Origin of the sequence: Bacillus sp. FSL R5-0431, assembly GCF_038002985.1 — a bacterium.
Taxonomy (GTDB): domain Bacteria; phylum Bacillota; class Bacilli; order Bacillales; family Bacillaceae; genus Bacillus.
This window is the reverse complement of the sequence record NZ_JBBOOG010000001.1, coordinates 1,386,786-1,407,614: the sequence shown is the minus strand read 5'-3', so window position 1 is coordinate 1,407,614 and position 20,829 is coordinate 1,386,786. Positions and strand designations below refer to the sequence as shown.

Annotated in this window: 26 protein-coding genes; 4 read left to right on the top strand and 22 right to left on the bottom strand. The window is 41.9% G+C overall.

Annotation, left to right across the window (positions count from 1 at the left end):
• Positions 1-56 precede the first annotated feature (56 nt).
• The 3 genes from mraZ to MKZ03_RS07020 form a co-directional block, all read right to left on the bottom strand.
• On the bottom strand, positions 57-488 hold the full coding sequence (gene mraZ, locus MKZ03_RS07030) for a division/cell wall cluster transcriptional repressor MraZ (RefSeq protein ID WP_003211163.1): 432 nt from the start codon (positions 486-488) through the stop codon (positions 57-59).
• 128 nt (positions 489-616) lie between these two features.
• Positions 617-2,236, bottom strand: coding sequence for a bacillithiol biosynthesis cysteine-adding enzyme BshC (bshC, locus tag MKZ03_RS07025; protein ID WP_307499575.1), 1,620 nt, complete (start codon positions 2,234-2,236; stop codon positions 617-619).
• A 65-nt stretch (positions 2,237-2,301) separates the two neighbouring features.
• Complete coding sequence (locus MKZ03_RS07020; protein WP_307499573.1) at positions 2,302-3,201, bottom strand: 2-dehydropantoate 2-reductase; 900 nt, start codon at positions 3,199-3,201, stop codon at positions 2,302-2,304.
• A 210-nt stretch (positions 3,202-3,411) separates the two neighbouring features.
• On the opposite strand from MKZ03_RS07020, the gene MKZ03_RS07015 reads away from it, so the two are divergent.
• Entirely contained in the window at positions 3,412-3,891 is a 480-nt protein-coding gene (locus tag MKZ03_RS07015; RefSeq protein WP_003211702.1) for an N-acetyltransferase, read from the top strand.
• A 46-nt stretch (positions 3,892-3,937) separates the two neighbouring features.
• Here MKZ03_RS07015 and gerR read toward each other — a convergent pair whose 3' ends face one another.
• From gerR to MKZ03_RS07000, 3 genes are all read right to left on the bottom strand, one after another.
• On the bottom strand, positions 3,938-4,477 hold the full coding sequence (gene gerR, locus MKZ03_RS07010; protein WP_060596186.1) for a sporulation-specific transcriptional regulator GerR: 540 nt from the start codon (positions 4,475-4,477) through the stop codon (positions 3,938-3,940).
• Between the two features lie 138 nt (positions 4,478-4,615).
• Positions 4,616-4,789, bottom strand: a complete 174-nt coding sequence (gene rpmF / locus MKZ03_RS07005) for a 50S ribosomal protein L32 (protein WP_008354700.1) — start codon at positions 4,787-4,789, stop codon at positions 4,616-4,618.
• Positions 4,790-4,810: 21 nt separating this feature from the next.
• Positions 4,811-5,329, bottom strand: coding sequence for a YceD family protein (locus tag MKZ03_RS07000; RefSeq protein WP_034662575.1), 519 nt, complete (start codon positions 5,327-5,329; stop codon positions 4,811-4,813).
• Between the two features lie 206 nt (positions 5,330-5,535).
• Between MKZ03_RS07000 and MKZ03_RS06995 the strand changes: the two genes are divergently transcribed.
• Positions 5,536-6,780, top strand: a complete 1,245-nt coding sequence (locus tag MKZ03_RS06995; RefSeq protein ID WP_307499572.1) for a nucleotidyltransferase — start codon at positions 5,536-5,538, stop codon at positions 6,778-6,780.
• A 38-nt stretch (positions 6,781-6,818) separates the two neighbouring features.
• Here the strand turns inward: MKZ03_RS06995 and MKZ03_RS06990 are convergent, their stop codons facing one another.
• Together MKZ03_RS06990 and MKZ03_RS06985 are read right to left on the bottom strand one after the other, a co-directional pair.
• A complete protein-coding gene (locus MKZ03_RS06990; RefSeq protein WP_034662581.1) occupies positions 6,819-7,847 on the bottom strand; it encodes a SepM family pheromone-processing serine protease in 1,029 nt (342 codons plus the stop codon).
• 4 nt (positions 7,848-7,851) lie between these two features.
• Complete coding sequence (locus tag MKZ03_RS06985) at positions 7,852-8,631, bottom strand: patatin-like phospholipase family protein (protein ID WP_034662583.1); 780 nt, start codon at positions 8,629-8,631, stop codon at positions 7,852-7,854.
• Positions 8,632-8,789: 158 nt separating this feature from the next.
• Here MKZ03_RS06985 and ylbJ point away from each other — a divergent pair, with 158 nt between their 5' ends.
• Positions 8,790-9,998 carry a sporulation integral membrane protein YlbJ gene (ylbJ, locus tag MKZ03_RS06980; protein ID WP_307499570.1) on the top strand — a complete coding sequence of 403 codons (1,209 nt, stop codon included), beginning with the start codon at positions 8,790-8,792 and terminating at the stop codon, positions 9,996-9,998.
• A gap of 13 nt (positions 9,999-10,011) precedes the next feature.
• Here the strand turns inward: ylbJ and coaD are convergent, their stop codons facing one another.
• From coaD to MKZ03_RS06935, 9 genes are all read right to left on the bottom strand, one after another.
• A complete protein-coding gene (coaD, locus tag MKZ03_RS06975) occupies positions 10,012-10,494 on the bottom strand; it encodes a pantetheine-phosphate adenylyltransferase (RefSeq protein WP_034662590.1) in 483 nt (160 codons plus the stop codon).
• 3 nt (positions 10,495-10,497) lie between these two features.
• Positions 10,498-11,085 (bottom strand): 16S rRNA (guanine(966)-N(2))-methyltransferase RsmD, encoded by a 588-nt coding sequence (gene rsmD, locus MKZ03_RS06970; protein WP_307500658.1) that lies wholly within the window; start codon positions 11,083-11,085, stop codon positions 10,498-10,500.
• Positions 11,086-11,364: 279 nt separating this feature from the next.
• Positions 11,365-11,637: a YlbG family protein gene (locus MKZ03_RS06965; RefSeq protein WP_003212137.1), complete on the bottom strand. Its 273-nt coding sequence runs from the start codon at positions 11,635-11,637 to the stop codon at positions 11,365-11,367.
• A gap of 66 nt (positions 11,638-11,703) precedes the next feature.
• The gene (locus MKZ03_RS06960) at positions 11,704-12,153 is read right to left on the bottom strand and encodes a YlbF family regulator (protein ID WP_007499807.1); all 450 of its coding nucleotides are present in this window, start codon (positions 12,151-12,153) and stop codon (positions 11,704-11,706) included.
• Positions 12,154-12,210: 57 nt separating this feature from the next.
• The gene (locus MKZ03_RS06955; RefSeq protein ID WP_307499569.1) at positions 12,211-12,618 is read right to left on the bottom strand and encodes a hypothetical protein; all 408 of its coding nucleotides are present in this window, start codon (positions 12,616-12,618) and stop codon (positions 12,211-12,213) included.
• Between the two features lie 72 nt (positions 12,619-12,690).
• Positions 12,691-12,939 (bottom strand): YlbE-like family protein, encoded by a 249-nt coding sequence (locus MKZ03_RS06950; protein WP_034318044.1) that lies wholly within the window; start codon positions 12,937-12,939, stop codon positions 12,691-12,693.
• Between the two features lie 19 nt (positions 12,940-12,958).
• A complete protein-coding gene (locus tag MKZ03_RS06945; RefSeq protein ID WP_340972633.1) occupies positions 12,959-13,372 on the bottom strand; it encodes a YlbD family protein in 414 nt (137 codons plus the stop codon).
• 109 nt (positions 13,373-13,481) lie between these two features.
• Positions 13,482-14,525 (bottom strand): CAP domain-containing protein, encoded by a 1,044-nt coding sequence (locus MKZ03_RS06940; RefSeq protein ID WP_095285115.1) that lies wholly within the window; start codon positions 14,523-14,525, stop codon positions 13,482-13,484.
• A gap of 122 nt (positions 14,526-14,647) precedes the next feature.
• On the bottom strand, positions 14,648-15,070 hold the full coding sequence (locus MKZ03_RS06935; protein ID WP_034663862.1) for a CBS domain-containing protein: 423 nt from the start codon (positions 15,068-15,070) through the stop codon (positions 14,648-14,650).
• A 161-nt stretch (positions 15,071-15,231) separates the two neighbouring features.
• Here MKZ03_RS06935 and MKZ03_RS06930 point away from each other — a divergent pair, with 161 nt between their 5' ends.
• Positions 15,232-15,597, top strand: coding sequence for a YugN family protein (locus MKZ03_RS06930; protein ID WP_060596179.1), 366 nt, complete (start codon positions 15,232-15,234; stop codon positions 15,595-15,597).
• Positions 15,598-15,676: 79 nt separating this feature from the next.
• Here the strand turns inward: MKZ03_RS06930 and ctaG are convergent, their stop codons facing one another.
• The 5 genes from ctaG to coxB form a co-directional block, all read right to left on the bottom strand.
• A complete protein-coding gene (gene ctaG / locus MKZ03_RS06925; protein ID WP_060596178.1) occupies positions 15,677-16,555 on the bottom strand; it encodes a cytochrome c oxidase assembly factor CtaG in 879 nt (292 codons plus the stop codon).
• 30 nt (positions 16,556-16,585) lie between these two features.
• On the bottom strand, positions 16,586-16,915 hold the full coding sequence (ctaF, locus tag MKZ03_RS06920; protein WP_003211520.1) for a cytochrome c oxidase subunit IVB: 330 nt from the start codon (positions 16,913-16,915) through the stop codon (positions 16,586-16,588).
• Between the two features lie 2 nt (positions 16,916-16,917).
• On the bottom strand, positions 16,918-17,538 hold the full coding sequence (ctaE, locus tag MKZ03_RS06915) for a cytochrome c oxidase subunit III (protein ID WP_034662610.1): 621 nt from the start codon (positions 17,536-17,538) through the stop codon (positions 16,918-16,920).
• The gene (gene ctaD, locus MKZ03_RS06910; RefSeq protein WP_034662613.1) at positions 17,538-19,409 is read right to left on the bottom strand and encodes a cytochrome c oxidase subunit I; all 1,872 of its coding nucleotides are present in this window, start codon (positions 19,407-19,409) and stop codon (positions 17,538-17,540) included. The genes ctaE and ctaD overlap by 1 nt, the downstream gene beginning before the upstream one ends.
• A 169-nt stretch (positions 19,410-19,578) precedes the next feature.
• Positions 19,579-20,646 carry a cytochrome c oxidase subunit II gene (gene coxB, locus MKZ03_RS06905; protein WP_034662616.1) on the bottom strand — a complete coding sequence of 356 codons (1,068 nt, stop codon included), beginning with the start codon at positions 20,644-20,646 and terminating at the stop codon, positions 19,579-19,581.
• Between the last annotated feature and the right edge of the window lie 183 nt (positions 20,647-20,829).

Genomic DNA, 20,829 nt, shown 5'->3' with positions numbered 1-20,829 from the left:
TCCCACCTTTTTCAAATAGAAATGAATGTGTAGAAAGCTTGCTGCACAAGGGATTATTATATATCAAATCCAATCATGTTTTCAGCAATTTCAGCAAAAGAATCTTCTTGCTCTTCTGTATATTGTTCCCAGATCGACTTACTCCACAACTCAATTCGATTTGAAACGCCGATGACCACACATTCTTTTTCGAGTTTTGCATATTGGAGTAGGTTTGATGCGATGTTTATACGCCCCTGCTTGTCCAGATCGCATTCGACTGCGCCAGAGAAGAAGAACCGGGTAAACGCACGTGCATCTTTTTTCGTTAGCGGTAGTGCTTTGAGTTTCTCTTCGATTAGTTTCCACTCACTCATAGGGTAGCCAAATAAACATTGATCAAGCCCTCTCGTCAGCACAAACTGTTCTCCGAGACCGTCTCTAAATTTAGCAGGGATGATCATGCGCCCTTTTGTATCAATCGTATGCTGGTATTCACCCATGAACATGATAATCAGAGCCCCACTTTCTCACCCTTACTCTCCACTATCCACCACTTCTCTCCACAAAACTTATTCTACACTGTTTCTACATAAAAAAAAACCCTGAACTAGTCAGGGTTCATTAAAACTTTATTTCAAAGTTTGACAATTTGTTGCTTGTTTTGAAATGAAAATGGCAGATTTTTGAACGTTTTGAAGAATTCTGGTCCATATTTGTTTAAAAAATACATGATATTCCAAATTCTTTCTTGCGGGGCGTCCAGTGGTTTTAAACTATTTTCAATCCGTTCAAAGTCTCGAAGGATATATCCTTCCTTCTCTTCCACACGCTGCGCCACCTTTTGATAAACAAATTGAAGCTGGTCTTCGATAAATTTGGCATTTTTATCTAGCAGCTGCTCGAAGTTTGGTTCAATCTCCAGTGCTTCTTGTCTCATCACACCATGAGCATTCGCTAATTCACGTTTAGCCTGTTGAACTGCTTGAACAAAGCTGTCCGGAAGACTTTGCTGAAAGTGCGCTTCTTTCTTTTCATTCACTCCGCTTGTCAGCACTTCTTCTACCGACAGTTCTCTAACCGGCAGTTTCTTGTTGATGTGCCTTTCAAGAATGGTCACATGCAGTCTTGGAAGAACAGGCGCCATCTTCAATTTAAAATGCTCAAAGATTCCTTTCAGTTCTCCCCAATAGTTAACCTCACCGTGTCCTGCCATAAAAGCAAGTGTTGGGAGAAGGGTTTCCTGCATCAAGGGACGCGTCACCACATTGTTGCTAAATCGTTCTGGGTGCTCCTCGACTTCCTGCAGAAGCTCTTCCTTTGTCCATGTAAGCCCCACTTCTGATATAGAAAACCGGCCGTTCTCTTTCTCAATTAGGAAACGTTCCTCATCATATTCGTAAAATAGGTTTGCCTGATTGTCACCAGCTTCAATGATCGGCTGATATCCTGCTCGTTTCATGGCGGCCTGCGTGTCTTTTAAGCGAGCAGTGACTGCATCATTTGTCTCGACAATGTGCTTGAATAACGCACGCTCAAGCGGTTTGACACCTAAGTCGCCTGAATTAAATAAAAGCAGCCCATCTTCTTCAAAGAGGTCACTTACAATCCATTCAAAGAAATCAGTAAAGGTTTGTGATTTGCGTAAACATCGAAGAAGCTGATCGAGCAAGTCATTGGTGTACTCAGATTCTTCATACGTTGAAAACACATCACGGAGCCATTTCTCGGTTTTTTCTTGATCAAGCGGGATTCTTTTCGCAGCCGCTTTTTTGACGTTATGTAATGGCAGCTTTTGTTTCACTGGTCCTTTTTCGCCAGATGTGTATACAAAATTAATTTCATCTACGTCATGATCCTCACCGGCTACCCAAAAGACCGGAATCACAGGGACCCCAAGCTCTGTTTCTTTTTCTTTTGCAAACTGAATGATGGATATGATTTTATGTATGGTATAAAGCGGTCCTGTTAATAGACCAGCCTGCTGTCCTCCAACCACCATGACACTCCGTTCATCACGGATCTTTTCAATGTTCTGACGCATCGCTGCCGATTCAAACTTTGCATGGTATGCGCTCATATAATCCGCTAAAGCCTCGCGCGGGAAGCTCATTTCCATGAGATCGTCGTATCTCTTTTTCCATGTGTGCTCAGAATGTATATCATAATCAAAAAAAGTCGTCATCTCTTTTTTTTCTTCTATATAATCACGTATGAATAAATTCTGACTTCGGATGGAAAGTTCAGTCAATTGCATGTTTAGAACTTCCTTTCTTCAATAAATAGTTAGTTTCCCGAAAAAAGTATAGCATGTAAATGATCTCACTCAAAAGATTTTGTTTGCTTTTTTTCCAATACTTCCAAGCTTCGATCAAAGAAAGTGAGATGTGGCGCCGCAACACCTTGAGCTTGAGCCTTTTTTAAAAGATAGCCAATGATGGCTTTTCTTTCGGTTTGGCGGCCTTTCACAATATCTTGAAGCATAGACGACTGATTAGCAGCCGTTTTCTCACAAATAGAGATAACATAAGGCCAGAGCCGCTCTTTTTCAGACAATCCCAAGATGGATACCGCTTCATCAAATGCACATTTCATCATGTATTCATATGAGGGGTTTGCGATCAATTCCCCGTTTCTCACATGCAGCAAAGCCGTCAGCGGATTAATACAGACATTGACAAGCAGTTTTTCCTTCAGCACCTTTTGCCATTCATCCGTATAGATCATCTGAAAATGAGATGATGTCTCATTCAATGCATTTTTTACATCAGATACTTCTTCATGCTGAAATGCTCCCCACTTGATGACACCGATACCTGTATGGTTCACTGCATGATCTGACATCTTCATAGCCCCGTGCTCTACCACACCTATATATAATGAATGTGCCGTTTTCCAATTCTCCAAATCTAATAAGTGAGCCATTCCGTTCTGTAAAAATAAGATACGCTGACGAGGTAATAACGATAATTCATCGAGCACATCTTGCAAATGATGATATTTCACCGTCACGATAAGTAAATCAAATACTCCTGTTATTCCTGTCTGCGCATGAACAGCCGCCTGACATGTTTCTCCTTTTACTGTTCGCTGAATGCCTGATGCTCGAATCTCTTCTGCCTGCTCTTTTCTTCTTGTAAAGACCGTGATGTCATGATGCTGTGATAAATAACTAGCACAAAGCAGACCAATCGCACCGCCGCCAATGATTCCAATGTTCAACTGCCGCACTTCCCTTTTTCTGTTTACTTCATTATATCAATTATTGTAACAGGTTCATGTCGTGATGCAAAAAGCAAATGGCGCGCTATGATTGAATTTTTTTAATTTAAAAACTATAATAATAAGTGTAAAAACTTTTCGAGGCGGATGGGATGAAAACGCCTTCAATGACATCACTGTCGACATTATGTGTGTAAGGGGGAAGATCATATGGCACAAGTAAAACGACTTCTAATTAATTACAAAACTTTAGAGGAATTTAAACAATTTAAGGAATACGGCATACAAGAGCTATCCATGCTTGAAGACCTTGAAAGCAATATGATTGAAAATGACAGCAACTCTCCATTTTACGGGATTTATTTTGGAGATAAGCTAGTGGCACGTATGAGCCTTTATCAAGTGGACGGCTCAACGACAACGTATTTTAACCACAATCATGATTATTTAGAGCTGTGGAAGCTGGAAGTGCTTCCTGGGTATCAGCGCAAAGGGTACGGCGAAGCACTTGTTGAATTCGCCAAATCGTTCGGATTGCCAATTCGGACCAATCCGCGCGTCAAATCAGCCGGTTTTTGGGATAAAATGGGCTTTGAAGCAGTAAAATATGATATGGAGCGTGATAAGGGTGAAAATCCACTCATCTGGGAGCCCGCTCATATTCAAAAAAATACAGGTGAATCTGCTTAAAGACTGATCACAAAACGCCCCTCCTTTCTCTGTGAGGGGCGTCTCTTTATTTAGCATATTCTTTTAAGCTGATATTCTGTTTGACTCTTTCAACAATACCAATGAGTGCCCGGTAATCTTCTTCTGTCATTTTTAATTGCCGCTTCAAGTGTTCATTTTCTTCTGTAAGTGACTTCAATTGATGCTGTGCATCTGCCAGTTCCTCGCGTAAATGAGCAGGTCCATCAGGTTCTTTTTCAAGCTGCTCTAAAAACTGAATCACTTCTCGAAGGGTCAATTCAGCCTGAATTGAAGATGTCTTCTCTTCTATGGTTAACGCATGCTGTGGTAAACCAGAGGAATGAATACCTATTTTTTTACGCAGTTCTTTCCGCTGTTTTTTCGCCAGCTCTATGCCTGCCTGATATTGTTTTCTAACGTATGAGTTCCACCTGAAACCACATGCTGCAGCTGTTCTTGACAATGCTTTCCCGACTTCCTCAAATGCGGAAAGCTGCGTTCCTCCATCTCGAATGTGCCTTAAGACGACTTCTGCTAAAAGTAAATCTTCATCTTGTGTCCATGCGTCCTGCCTTGTAATCGTCAATTGATCATCCCCCCTGAATCTGAATACCACATCATATGCGCCTACTAGAGTAGATAGACTATTTGCAGGAGAGAAACCTAAAAAATAGACAAATAAAAAAACGCAAGGGAAGATTCCCTCACGTTTTTTTATCAAGCATTAGTTGCTTTTTACGTCTTTGCCTTTGTATGTTCCGCAAGATTTGCAGACACGATGAGAAATTTTCATTTCACCGCATTCTGGGCAAGCTACCATACCAGGTACTTGTAGTTTGAAATGCGTACGACGCAATCTTTTTTTCATTTTAGAAGTTCTTCTAAAAGGTACAGCCATTATTCCCACCTCCTTAAAGAGTTAAGATTCATTATTTTCTTCTAAGAGCTTCTTCAAGCCTTCCAGACGCGGATCAATTCGGTTTTGATGTGCATCTTCCGAAATGACCGCCCAGTCATTCCCTTCTTGTGGTGCAGCACCTTTTACATCCGTTTGGTCGCAAAAGATTTGCATCGGCACTTCAAGAAGAATTTCTTCCTTGACTATAGGCGTTAAGTCGATGATGTCGTCTTCTACAATAGAAACGTCTTCATCTTCTATATCGTCTGTCTTATGAAGTACAAATAGTTCTTTCGTTGAAATCGCAAATGGATAATTTACATCAACAAGCGTTCTTGAACAAGGCAATGTCATTTCACCTGTGATGGTTAAATCAAATGCGACTTGCTTTGATTCGATCACTCCAGTCCCTTTCACCTCTACCGGTGAAATGCGACGTATATCTGAATGAAGGCTAGTAAGTTCATTTAAGTCAACCGTCTCATGAAAATCGAAGCTGTTTTTAGCTTTTTGATGTAACTGATAAACTGTCCATTTCAATTGTATCACCTCTAAGAGCAACAAACATGATTATAGCTTTCATCATGTTATTTGTCAATATTTTTTCTTTACAGTCCTTTGTGATGTCAGAGGGTTGTTTGACATCAGTTCGCGGAATGCCTACACTGAAAAAAATGGGCTTCATTTTTCCCTTATGCTACTGTAGCATAGACCATTTAACCATAGCAAGAAAGGCGGAACATCTATTGAAAGCAACAGGAGTCGTTGTCGAGTATAATCCATTTCATTATGGACATGCCTATCATGTTCGTCAGGCGAAAACACATACCTCCTCAGATGTTGCCATTGCCGTCATGAGCGGTTCCTTCCTCCAGCGCGGTGAGCCTGCCATCGTCTCAAAATGGGCGCGGACAAAAATGGCGCTGCAAAACGGTGTAGATATTGTGTGTGAGCTTCCATACATATACGCAGTGCAAAAGGCAGAAACCTTTGCAAACGGTGCTGTGGCGATTCTAGATGCTTTAAAATGCCGCTCCCTTTTTTTCGGCAGCGAGGATGGTGACATTAAAGCATTTGAGCGAACGGCTCATGCTTGGCATGAGAAAAAAGGAGAAATTGACCTTTTCACAAAAGAAAAGGTGAAAGAAGGCCTTAGTTATCCAGCAGCTGCAGCAGCTGCGTTTCAAGAGGTGATTGATCCTAAGCACTTACTGGATCTGTCCAAGCCAAATAACATTTTAGGTTTCCATTATGTCAAAGCCATCTTGGAGAGATCCCCTCACATGCAGCCCTTTACCTCTCAAAGGATTTCATCTGGTTATCATGATGAAGAACTTCCTAAAAATCAGAAAATCGCAAGCGCAACAAGTATACGAAAAGCCTTAAAAGATCACGGCACATTTGAAACAGTCGCCCCATATCTCCCAGAAGCTACGCTCAAGCAATTACATGACTATCATTCTTCTTATGGTCTTTTACATACGCAAGAAGCCTACTTTAGCTTCTTAAAACAAGTCTTTCACACAATGGATACAGCAGAACTAGAAGGCATCTATGAAATCGAAGAAGGCATCGAACACCGCATGCAAAAGGCGATTTCACATGCGTCCTCCTACGAGGAATATCTATCTCTTGTGAAAACAAAACGATATACGTGGACAAGGCTGCAGCGGATGAATACACATCTCTTAATGAGGGTGAAAAAAAGTGCCATGCATGAGCTGCTGAAAGAGAGAGAAGCGCCTTACATTCGTTTACTTGGTATGTCAAAGAAAGGGCAGCAATACTTATCTCTTGTGAAAAAAGAATTGGACGTGCCGCTCATAAGCAAGCTGTCTGCCTTTTCACATCCCGCACTTGATCTTGATATTCGCGCGTCCCGCGTCTTCAGTCTGCCCGTTAGTGAGCCAATGCAAACGGACTTAACGGAAGCGGAGTTTAAAACCTCACCGATCCGATATGATGAAGAGACTGGTCTCTTCCAGTCTTAACAAGAAGAGCAGCCTTGATGAAGGCTGCTCTTCTTTGATTAAGATGCTTTCTCTTTTAATTTGTTTAAATAGTTCAGGGCATCTTGCATCGTATCTACAGGCACAATTTTCATATCACTTTTAATATCTTTCGCTGTTTTGACAGCATTTCGGTAGTCTGAATTTGAATCACCTTTATCGTTTGGTGCAAAGAATATATCTTTTCCGGCTTTATCTGCCGCCACGACCTTTTGATCGATTCCGCCAATTGGACCGACCGTTCCATCGGCGTCAATCGTCCCCGTTCCCGCAATCGCATAGCCATGTGTTTCGTCTTCTTTTGTCAGCTGGTTATAAATTTCAAGTGACATCATGAGACCTGCTGATGGGCCGCCGATATTTTCAATATCCACCTTAATGGAAGGCGAGACTTTCACATTTCGGTCTGTAAATAATGATACACCAATTCCAACTCGATTCGGCTCTTCTTTAAATGGTTTTAACGTCACTTTCTCCGTGATGTCTTTGCCATTTCGTTCAAGGACAAAACGGACAGATGTACCTGCTTTTTTGCTGCTGATATACGAAACCATTTTATCAGCAGAATCATAGGTCTTGCCATCAACGCTTTTGATTCGGTCGCCCACTTCAATTTTGCCGTAAGCAGGCATTCCTTTCATCACGTAGCTTGCATATACCCCGTTAAACGTATAATCTACTTTTTTGCCTGCTTTTGTATACGCTGCAATCATGGCATTTTCTTGAGAGCTTTTCATCAGCTGAAGCTGCCTTTTCATATAATCTTCATCCGACTCCCCGTCCGCTTTAATATTTTCTTCCGGGACGATCTCGTCATATTTATTCATTTTCGCAAGCAAATACGTATACGGATTGGCTGGACCTACTTTTATCGTCATAAGTGAGAAGCTGCCCTTCTCGCCATATCCGCCGTCTACTTGAATGTGGGGAGCAATCTCGGTTGCATCACCCGGCTTTGTCACGTAATATGGCAGTTTGACAAAGGTTAAGCCAAATAATACAAGGATAACGACAAAAAAGCTGAGCCAGCGAATATTCAATTTTTTCATTCGATTAACACTCCCATTTATCAATGACATCTTTCAGTTTACCTGTTAGTTGATCTGCGGCGAGCTCACCTGCTTCAATCATCTCCTGCACCTGTGTAAATGCACTCGAGCTAAATGTTTCAAGCCTCGGCCGGATCATGACATCAGCGTGAATGGTTTGATGACGGACCAATTCATTTTGAAGGATGTCCAAACTTTGCATAATCACATCCGATAATCTCGTCGCCTTTTCTGTTTTTTTCACCCTTGATACATCAGAGGCGATAATGAGGTCCGCGCCCATTTCTTTTAAAACAGACACAGGAATGCGGTCAACAACCGCTCCATCGACTAGCTGTCTGCCGCCCATTTCATGAGGAACAAACACGCCCGGAATGCTGATGCTTGCTCTGACTGCTTGTGAAACAGACCCTTTTTTAAACACAACCTTCTCCCCTGTCTCGAGGTCACAGGCAACCACCGCAAGGGGCATTCTTAATTCTTCAAATTTCTTCCCATATGTAAACGTGTGAATCAGCTGCAACATTCGATTCCCTTTTAAAAGACCGATTTTTGGCAGTGTATAGTCAGCATAATACTTTCTTCTGAAGACAAGTGCAAGTTTTTTCATTTTTTCTACGTCTTGTCCTGCCGCATAAAAGCTCCCAACAAGTGCGCCAATACTGCTGCCAGCGATCATATCTACCTGAATTCCTTGTTTCTCAAGACTAGATAAAACTCCGATATGCGCCATTCCCCTCGCACCCCCGGAGCCTAACGCAAGTCCAATGACTGGTCGCCTCATGAAAATCCACCCTCCTCTTTTCTATGCATATATACGAATCTATTGGTCTAAACATGCCCCTTCTGCTCGTATAGTAATAGAAGACAGGCTCGGCTAGTGTCTTTCTTTTTTGATCACGAGCTCGCCAATAGATCATAACAGCAAGGGGCGAAATCTCCATGAAAAAATGGAACACTCTGTTCATCGCTGCTTTTTTTATCTTTTTAACAGCCACTGTGATTACACATCCACAAGCCTCTTTGCAAGCGTCTAAAAATGGACTTGCAATGTGGTGGGAGGTTGTATTTCCATCATTGCTTCCTTTTTTTATTTTGTCCGAGCTATTAATTAGTTTCGGGATTGTCAGATTTGTCGGGGTATTATTAGAGCCATTTATGCGACCCATCTTTCGAGTGCCTGGTGTAGGAGGATTTGTCCTAGCAATGGGAATGGCATCAGGCTTCCCTTCTGGTGCGAAATTAACCACAAGACTCAGGCAGGAAGGACAACTGACACAAATCGAAGCAGAGCGCCTCGTTTCTTTTACAAATTCATCGAATCCATTGTTTATTTTCGGTGCGGTGGCTGTTGGTTTTTTTCATCACCCGGCTTTAGGGATTGTTTTGGCATGCGCACATTATTTAGGGAATCTCGCTGTTGGTGTGACGATGCGGGGATATAAAGCGCGGCATGATGCACATCTGAGAAGCCGTAAGCGATTTTTATTCCCACCGTTTCAAGAGGCATTCAGCGCTCTTCATACAGCAAGACTCGCAGAGAAAAGACCGCTCGGCCAAATTTTAAGTGATGCGGTGATGTCATCAGTCCAAACTCTCTTTATGATTGGCGGCTTTATTATCTTATTTTCTGTATTTAGTAAAATGCTGTCAGTTGTTCATGTGACGGACCTCTTATCCATAGGGATCGGATATATGCTGCAAACGATGCATCTTCCGCCAGAATTAGATCTTGCGATGATTGCCGGTTTATTTGAAATCACATTAGGAAGTCAGCTGACAGGGTCACAGGAAGTCACCCTTCTTGCTAAAACGATTGTCGTCAGCTTTATATTAGGATTCAGCGGGTTTTCTGTTCAAGCTCAGGTCGCCGGCATTCTGGCGGCAACAGATATACGCTTTAAACCGTTTTTCTTCGCTCGTTTGCTTCACGGAATTTATGCAGCTGTTTTTGCCTTTTTATTGTTCAAGCCTCTTTATGTCTCTCGTTCTGACATGGCTCTCCCAGCAGGTGCCTTTGAAGCAAGCCAGCAGGTCGTCATGTACAGTAGTGTGCTTTGGAATCAGCTTGTGACAGCTGGCCCATTGATCACGCTATGCAGCTTGATCTTGTATATCGCGCTATACTATCAGAAATTAAAAAAAGGATGAGTGCACGGTGCACTCATCCTTTAAATTTTTCTTTCAGCGCTGCTTCTACCTCTTTTGGGACAAGATCTTTGACTGATCCATGATATTTCGCTACTTCTTTGACAATGCTGGAACTTAAGAAGGAATATTGATTGTTGGTCATCATGAAAAACGTTTCAATTTCATCGTTTAACACTTTATTCATTGATGTGCCTTGCATTTCATATTCAAAGTCCGTCACAGCTCTTAATCCGCGTAAAATGACTTTGGCTTCTTTTTGTTTCGCATAATCAATAAGCAGACCGTGAAAGGATTCAACTTTGATATTTGGCAGATCCTTCGTCGCCTGGCGAATGAGCTCACACCGTTCTTCAACGGTAAATAACGGTTGTTTGGATGAGTTATTTAGTACACATACATACACTTCATCAAAGATCTTTGCACCTCTTTTGATGATATCCAAATGGCCCAATGTGACTGGATCAAAGCTGCCCGGACAAACGGCTATGTTTCCCATGCTTTAATTTCCCCGCTTTCTATAGATCGTAATACCAGTCAACCCGTACAGTTCCTGTCTTGATATGTAAAGCTGTCCAGCTTCCTCTGGCAGTGTGACGTCCTTATCATGCTCACACACGATCACGCCGTCATCTGTTAATAAGGCATGCTCGTCAATCATTTCAAGAAGTGCTTTCAGCTGTTGATCTTTATAAGGCGGATCAAGAAAGATCGCTTGAAAGGATTCGTCACGTTTCACAACGGCTGAGAGTGCACGCTTTGCCTCGTTTCGAAACACTTCACTTTGATCGAGCAGCGACAATTGATTGAGGTTTCCTTTAATCGTCTGAATTGCCTTCATATCTCGATCAACGAAAATGCAATGATCGAATCCTCTGGAAAGCGCTTCAATTCCTAAACCACCGCTTCCCGCAAATAAATCAAGGGCCCATCCGCCATCAAAATACGGGCCGATCATATTAAATATCGATTCTTTTACTTTATCTGTCGTCGGTCTTGTTGATTGACCTGGTACCGCTTTAAGTGTACGGCCTTTTCTCGTTCCAGAGATGACTCTCATTTTCCCACCACTTTTTCTGCTTGCTTCTATTGGTTATTGTTTATGACAAAAAATTCAACATTATCTTACCACAACACTCCGCAGGGGACAATCAAGGATTTTCATTCATTTTCTATGTATAGATCAAGGAATGCGGGGTCATACTATTTATAACAGCATCTGATGTGGTGCTGTTGCCAACCGCGGAGAAGACTTACGTTTCCCCATAAGTTCTTCCTCCGGTTTCTCCTCTCCCTTTGCCTTCTCCTTAATGAATCATTAAGAATAGAAGGACCCCGCGGGTGATGCCGCGGGGATTTTTTTGTGTCTTTAAAAGCCCACTTTATAATCATACTCTTTTGCTTTGTCCAATTTGGATTCGTACTCTAATTTAATAAAAGGTTTATATGAAGGCTCAACACGCTTCACAAATGGCAATGAGCTGAGCTTAGCCATATGACGCTCGAGATCATTCATATCACAATAGATCACTGCATACTTCATTTTCCTTGAAATATAGTGAACATTTCCAAATTTTCTTAGCGCCTTTGACTGCTTTAACGAATGCAGCCAAACGACCATCCCTTGACGTTTGGTTTCCATCTTTTCACCTGCCGCTTTTTCAATTCTTTTCAGTCATTATGTAAAAGACGAGACATTCAAGTCTCGTCAAGATACTTTACAGCCACAGCTGCCACCTGATCCACAGCCACCGCCGCATGATGATAGACCATCAAAATATGGGTTCCCTGTTGGAACTTTGATATATGCTGATACAGCTTGACCGATTTCAATACTAATCTCATCTAAGATGGATTGAATCGCTGTTTCTGCTTTTTTGAAATCAACCACTGTATCGTGAAGATCTAACTTTCTTTTGACCTCACGCATTTCCTTTGAGATCGTTCTATAGTCCGGATGGTATTTGCCGAACCGCTGCACATCCTCATATTGCTCTTTTACTTTTGTAAAATGGGCAATAATTTGTTGGGCTTCTTCGTCTTGCTGGAGACGCTTAAAGCAGTTGCGGTAATGTTCAGCCTCCTCCGACTGAAGAATCATGGCAGCCAATTGATTCGCTTCCTCTTGGAGCTCCACAGATTCGATTGTCGCATACATAAATGTTGCACCTCCAATTCATAGTTTACCACGAAACCTATGGATCAGAAAATGCTTTTACGTGACAAATACATCCCATGTTTCTCTTTTATGCTTATATTCTGGATGACGGGAATTGAGCACAACGGTCATTTTATGCTTTCCTTTTGAAAGATGCTTGACCACAAATGCAGCAGTATACTCATTGCCTGCACGTTTTCCGTCTACATACACTGTAAAATATCCCGTCTTCTCATTCTTTTTTAGACGCGAAGGTTCAAGATGAAAATCTTGTAGTGTACTTTCTATATAGACAGAAGACCCCTGCACTTTGTATTTTAAAAAGCCTTGCTGCTTCATTTCGCTTTCGGCTTGCTGCATCACTGGTACAGCTGGATCTTGCTTCATGACTTGCTTCTCTCCATGTTGACTTTGACACCCGGTGACAAGAAAAAGCAATGCGCATATTGACAGCATCCATTTCATCTTCTGATTCTCCTTTCATCTACTTTTATAGGATGCTCAGGAAATAGACATCTTAATCAACTCAAAAAAGCCTCACCCGGCTCCATTTTGATTGCGCATTGCTTGGAACATTTGAATCATCATTTCAGCCATTTGAACACTGTTGCTCAACTGACTCACACGATGAGGAATGGTTTTTTCGTAAAAATTCATTTTATCTAATTCAAAGGACGATAGCTTTTCAGGATGTCGAGTCAGCTGTCTGTACCAGAGAGGACGCTGTCTGATGAATTTGATTCGATCCTCTTCGGCCATGACAAACTCCTGTACTTCTTTCCGCACCAAAAGCATCCCCTTTCAATTAATCTTTCCTGAAGGAGAATGGGTGCTGACTGCCTCCAGATGAACCTTTTTTTGAGCCATTTGATGAAAATTGTCCGAGTAAGCTTTGTAAAGAGGAAATAGACTGGCTCATTTTGTTGATTTGTTCATTCATTTGATCAGCGTCCATTTTTTTCACAGCAGAAACCATTTTAGACATAAAATCTGCTTTTCCCAATTCACTTGGCTTAGAGGCTTTTTCTTCTTTACCGCCTTTAGATTGCGTTTGCCGGTAAGGAGACCACATCTCGTCTTCTTCACCAAACATGATCCAATTTTCGTATACACTTTGCCAGCTTTTTTCTTGCGTTTGCACATCTTGAATTAACTTCGGATGGCGTCTGACGAATTGTTTAAATTCATCAATGGATGTTTGTTTTTGTTTGTTTGTCATATCCTCACCCCCCCATACAAATGCCTACTATACTATATACACCAGCAGCTATTTTGGTGAGCCTCTTTTTCAATCAAAAAAACAGCTGCGATTGTGCAGCTGCTTTCGTTTAAGATGTTTTCTTGATGAAGTTTTGGGTGTAATATTTTTCTTTCACACCTACGCCAAGGTGTGTGTAATCTTTATTTAATAACGCCTTCCTGTGACCTTCACTATTGAGCCAGCCTTCTACCGCTGCAGGTCCATCTACATAATTATAGGCAATGTTTTCACCTGCGAGCTGAAATGCCACCTCGCCTCTTTCTAACCGGTCTTTCAGCGTACCGTATTTTTTAGATTCATGGGAGAAATAATGACTCTCTTTCATGTCCTCACTATGCATGAATGCCACTTCAGAGGTTTCATCATCCCACCTTAAGGTCGGCAGTTTGTACTTATGACGGATAATATTGGTCATATCAAAAATTTGTTTTTGACTGGAAGCTTCGATCTCTTTCCATTTTTCACCTGATATTGCCTCAGGTTCTATCAATTGACCACGATAGACGACCTCATATGGCTTTTGTTTCACAAATGTATCTGCGTTAAACGCCCTGATACTTGAAAGAGTGCTTTCAAACTTATCCATGTAAAGCTGAACATACACATCATCTGCCACTTTCACAGTGGGTCTTGTATTCATATCATCTTCTGAGAATTCAAAGCGGTATGAATTTTGTTCATCCTCTACATGAATGTAAGGTGCAATTTGTGTTTTTTTAAATACTTCACTTGTGGCTTGACCGATTTTAAACGGTTCGACATTGAGCCCGTCTCCTGTTGCAAACAGGGTCACCACTTTACTATCCTTTACCCCTACTTGAATATAGTGCTTCTTCGATTGGTTGTATATCCACCAGTCATAATCATATGCGGAAGGATCAATGCGATCTGGTTCTCCCAGCTGTTTAAGCACTTCGTTTGAAGATTTCCCCATAAAGGACATGAGCCCCTTTTTCGGGATGTTGATCGGCTTATCGCTAGATGTTTCTTCATTAGACACCTTCGGTTCATTGCTGTTTTCTTTTTCTGGTGAAGATCCATATTGAATAAACAGAACGTACGTTCCGGATATAATCAGGAGGATGAGGAGTGTTTTGAGCACAGTTTTCAAATAAACACCTCCGTTAAATTGGCAAGGTACAAAAAGTACCTTCTACTGTCATTTAAACAAAACTCGCTTCATTTATCAACGACAATACAGCCTATTTAACACGAATTTAAAATATGCCCCTCTTAATGAAGAAATCCTTGCCCGTGATCTTGATCCTGTTGAGAGATTTCTGTCAGTGCATCTCCCGCGCGATCATTTGATAAATCTTCGACTGATAAATCTCCAAGAGCGACAATCCCTGTTAATGCGCCATTTTTCACAACAGGAATGCGGCGGAGCTGGTGCTCTGACATCAGCCGGACAATTTCTTCAAGCGTTGCATCTTCTTCAGCTGTCAGTACTTCCTTCGTCATCAGCGAGCCCACTTCCTGTGAGTTTGGCTTTTTTTCTGCAATGCCTCTGAGTACAAGGTCACGGTCTGTCACTATGCCAACGAGCTGATCTCCGTCAACCACCGGAATGGCCCCAATGTCCGCGTCTCTCATTTTGACTGCCGCTTCATACGTATTGTCGTCTTGCTGGCATGTCACTACTTTTTTTGTCATAATATCTTTGATTTTTTTCGTTTTCACATCGATTCCTCCATCTGTTATTTTCTTTATTACTGTAACCAGGTTATAAAAGAACATACCTTTCACAGTTGAAAGTTTAACGCTTTCATACTATGATTGTCAGTAAAGGGAATTTTTATAAGGAGGGGTTTTGGGTGAAGTTTGAAGGTACGGGGATTGAAAAGGTAGCAGCTGACTTAAATAAATTAGATTTCATCATGGAAAGTGAAGGATTTGTACGAGCCGATCAATGGGATTATGAGCGTGTGACGTACGACAGAAAGTATAACATGGTAGAGGGAACCTTTTATTTACGGATTTCCGGCTACGCCACCGAAGGAGATGTTGGTTCCAAAAGAGCACACATACAGCTTCTAACACCTTTACTTGGAAAACATTATTATCCGCACGGTGTTGAATACGGCGAAGGCGAAGATTTCCCTAAATCTCTCATCCAATCAAGCAAGAAAACGCTTGAACAGCTGAAAGATAAACTAGAAGCAATGACTGCTGAAGCATAAAAAAAGACAAAGGGCTAAAATCAAGATCATTTTAGCCCTTTGTCAACAATCTGAGCACAGCCATACAGCTGTGCTTTTTTCATTCATATTTCGGAATCAGCGCATCTGGTACGGCATCTTTCGCTCTTTCTTTTCTTGCCCAGTCAAAGAACACAACAGCAAGGATCGAGCCGTACACAATCTCCTGAATAATTTTCATCAAAATCGCGCCTAGCTGCTGGTCCTCTAGCAGCGGCAAGGTATGGAACATTTCAGGACCTGTGAGCGCAAGGCCTGCCAGCATATCACTTGGCACGCATAAGTGCAGTGCCTGTATCCAAGCGCCAGCATCAGAATAGGTTGCATAGATCGGTGCCTCACTAAACATGATGAGAGCACACGCAGGAGTCATCAATATTCCGTCTGCCATGATATAACCAAGCTTTAAAATGCCTGTAATCTGCGGCTGACTTTGGACTTTATGAACGAGCGGCCACCACATGAAAAAGGCAGCGATAAAAATGACCACCGTCATCAACGCATGATAAAACGGATCTGTTTTCACAAAATCAAACACAAGCGGAATGTGATACATCGAAAACAAGCCGTTAAATCCAAGCAATGCAATTAAAGGCTTGGAAAACAAACGAAAAATTTGCTGAATGCCTGGTGTTTGTATGATCCGCTCCCAAATGGCCGCAGGTAATCCTGTAATAAGGAGAGGCGGAATGACTAAATAGAGCACCGCCATTTGCGCCATATGTGCACTAAACATAATATGCCCCATTAAATCAATTGGGCTTCCTTTCACGGCGTATAACAGGACAAGCCCCGTCAGAAACAACGTTTTCTCTTTCACCGTCGCACGGTGCTTTCCCTTTGTCACAAGAAGCAGATAAAGAGCAGCTGCTATGACAATACTAGTCAAATAGTAAGGGCTCCATAATGCCCGAAATCCGAATATTTCTAAGTTCTCCATTGCTGCGCCTCCTTCAAGGGCAAAGCGGGCTTACCACCAAATAATGGTCAAAAAGGCTAATACGGTAATAAACGCGACAAACACACCTGAGTAAAGAAACAATGCGGGTGTTTCATGCCCTTTTTGGTTCATGTGCATAAAATAATAAAGCTGAAAAGCCACCTGAATAACTGCAAGCAGTAAAATAAATGGTACTGCGAACCAGTTCCCAACATCTTCAGAAGCGATTGTTAAAAAGGCAACAAAGGTTAATCCAATCATCAAGCCGAAAGAAATGAGCTGATGCTTCATTTCTTCGGCATTTTTCTTTTTACGGTATACAAGATCGACTTTAGACTGATTTGTGTTTTTATTTCCCATTCTTATCCCACCATTCCCATTAAATATACAACGGTAAAGATGAAGACCCACACAACATCAATGAAGTGCCAATACAGACTTGCCACATAATATTTCGGCGCATTGTATAAATCGAGTCCGCGTCTCATATTTCGAATCATAAGAGCGGTAATCCAGCAAAGTCCGAAGGCGACGTGAGCCCCGTGAGTTCCGACAAGTGTATAGAAGGAAGAACCAAGAGCTGAGCTGGTAATTGTAAATTCATACGCATGCACATAATGATAGAACTCATAAATCTCAACCCCTAGAAATGAAGCACCTAATAGCACAGTCACGCCAAGCCAAAGCTGCATCTTTTTAAAGGCAAAGTTTTTCATATGATACATTGCATACACACTCGTTAAACTGCTCGTCAGCAGAAGCATCGTGGCAATAAAGACAAGTGTGAGATCAAACATATCGGTTGTTTTTGCTCCGCCTGCATTAGAGTTTTTCAGCGCCAAATAAGTGGCAAAGAGCGATGCAAACAGAACGGTTTCTCCCCCAAGAAACAACCAGAACCCGACGAACTTATTCTTTCCTTCTAACGTGGCTTTCTCAGGAGAAGCCGGAAAGGTTTCTGCTGTCATTTTTTGTGGTTCCATTATGCTTTCACCCCTTTATCATCGTCATCGGTCAAATCTTCTTTGTGAATATGGTACCCATGATCATCTTTAAGAGAGCGAACCAGCATGGTCGCAAATGTAATGCCAAGACCAATGAAAATCACTGGAAGTCCCCAGCTGTGCTCTTGACGATACATGAAGCCAAACGCTGAAACAAATAGACCGAATGAGATAATGACAGGTAAGATGGAATTATTCGGCATGTGAATATCATCAAGCGGTTCAGATGCTGTCATTCCTGTTTTACCATCCATTTTTTCAATCCATAAAGGATCTAGTCCTCTGACAAGCGGAAGCTGTTTAAAGTTGTATTCTGGCGGAGGTGAAGACACTGCCCATTCAAGCGTTCTTCCGTCTCCCCAAGGATCGCTCGATACACGCTCTCCTTTTGCTGTAGTCCAGATGATGTTAATCAGCATGATGACAACAGCTACAAACATAAACAGTGCCCCAATCGTACTGATCAAGTTCCCAAGGTCTAGCCCCTGACCTGGCAGGAATGTAAAGACTCGGCGCGGCATGCCCCAAAGCCCGAGAAAATGCTGGATAAAGAAGGTTAAATGGAAACCGATGAAAAACAGCACAAAGCCAATTTTCCCAAGCTTCTCATTCAGTATTTTTCCAAACATCTTCGGCCACCAGTAATGCACACCAGCTAAAATACCGAATACGACCCCGCCAATAATGACGTAGTGGAAATGCGCCACGACAAAGTACGTATCATGGAACTGATAATCTGCTGCAGCTGCTGCAAGCATGACTCCGGTTACCCCGCCAAGTAAAAACGACGGTATAAAGGCAACGGAATACAGCATCGGCGTTGTAAACTTCACATTACCGCCCCATATGGTGAGCAGCCAGTTGAATACTTTAATTCCTGTAGGCACCGCAATCGCCATTGTGGCTACAGCAAAGATCGCATTGGCAATCGGACCAAGTCCTGTTGTGAACATGTGATGCGCCCATACCATGAATCCAAGGAAACCAATCAATACAGTAGCGAACACCATGGACGAATACCCAAACAACCTTTTTCTTGCAAACACTGGAATGATTTCAGAGAATATTCCGAATGCTGGCAGGATTAAGATATATACTTCTGGGTGTCCGAAAATCCAGAACAAATGCTCCCAGATGATTGTATTTCCGCCGAGCTCTGGATTGAAAAAGCTCGTATCAAACATTCTATCAAGCATCAGCATCGCAAGCCCTGCTGTAAGTGGCGGGAATGCGAATAAAATCAGTGCTGAGGCGACAAATGTCGTCCATGTAAAGAGCGGCATTCTCATATACGTCATACCAGGCGTTCTCATATTAATAATCGTTGCAAGAAAGTTGATCCCGGCAATCAGCGTACCAATACCCGCTATCTGCAAACCTAAAATATAGAAATCCATGCCGTGCCCTTCTGAATTCAGCGTGAGCGAGGCGTATGCAGTCCAGCCTGCATCAGGTGATCCACCCATAAACCATCCAAGGTTTAAGAAAATTCCTCCGAAAAAGAACAGCCAAAAACCAAGTGAATTCACAAACGGAAACGCTACGTCACGTGCACCAATTTGAATGGGTACAACCGCATTCATTAATGCAAATAAAAGCGGCATTGCTGCAAGGAAAATCATCGTTGTTCCATGCATCGTCATGACTTCATTGTAAAACCCTGCACTTACAAAATCATTTTCAGGGATGGCTAGCTGAATACGGATAATCATCGCTTCCAGGCCGCCAATTAAAAAGAAAAATCCCCCTGCCACTAAATATAGTACGGCAATTTTTTTGTGGTCAACCGTCGTCAAGTAATCCCATAAGACAGCGCCAAACCCCCGCTTTTTAGCTATTGTACTCACCATGAAATCCCCCTCTTATCTCCCATTTGCCCCTTTTCATATAGATGTCTATCTTAACTTTACACAGACTGTGTCTGACAGATGGCTACTCTCGGTTGTAGAGACATATTCGGGAGCTCTTAACAAAAACTTCACATCGATCACATACCCTCTTGCACATTCGCATTAGAAATTACTCGATTTTAAGTCCTTTTAAATACTCATAAAGTGCATCTGCTTCTGAGTCATTTAATTTAGGGTACGTCCCTGTCATTTTATTCCCTGGTTTAAAGCTCTCTGGATCTTTCAGCCATGCTTTCACATTTTCTTTGTTCATATCTTTGATTCCAGCTACTTTCGTTCGGTCTCCGAAGGTCGCAAGGTTTGGTGCCGTCCTTGCCGCTTCCGGCCGTTCGTCACCAGGCTCTACTGCATGACAGCTCAAGCAGTTTTTCTCTTTAAATAATTTTTCACCTTCAAGAGCGAGATCTTTTGTGGATGTAGGCTTTTTGTAATCAGCCATTTTTTTCGTCCATCCTAAAAACTCATCTTGAGAAAGCGTTTTAACTTTAAAGTCCATTAAAGCATGCGAGGGACCGCAAAGCTCTGCACATTTCCCGTAGAAATATTCTCCTGCATCTTTCGTTCGTTTTGAATCAAAGGTTAAATAAAACTTGTTTTCATTTTCTGTGTTTGTATCAATTTTACCGCCAGCCGATGGAACCCAGAAAGAGTGTTTCACATCGGATGCTTTCAGCTTAAAGTACACCTTTTGATCTGTCGGTACAATCAATTCCTGACTTGTGACAATCCCATAATCAGGGTATTCGAATTCCCACCAATATAAACTGGCTCTTACATTGACAACAAGTGTCTTTTCAGGATCTCGTTTTTTCTTATCCATAGCGCTTGTATCCCCAAGCTCAAGCGTGTATGCCACAACAGGCACAACGAGAATAATGAGGAGAAGAATCGGAATCGCTGTCCACGTAATTTCTAGGTTACGGTTCCCTTCCACCTGCTTTGGAATCGTATCTTCTCCCACTTTAGAACGTTTGAATTTAATGATGACGTAAAAGAAAATGATCGATACAACAATGACGACAAGAACCATAATGAGTGTACTCAGTACCGTTAGGAAAAACTGTTTATCTGCTACTTCCCCAACTGGTTTGAGTGTTGATAAGTATGGTTCACCACAGCCCGCCAAAACGAGCGTCAGTAAGAGAAACAGTGAATAAACACGCCATTTTCTTATCATAATTTGTCCCAACCCCTTTTGCTTGATCTCCTTTGCCTTTCGCTTTTTACCTCTTATTTATAAAATCACTTTTCACCCATTCATAACCCCCGCCTCTTATAAAAGCACTTACATTTCCTCTTTTCATAAAAAAATGATGTTTTTACTCAAAATACCATCTATGTATAAACAGAAAGCCGCCTA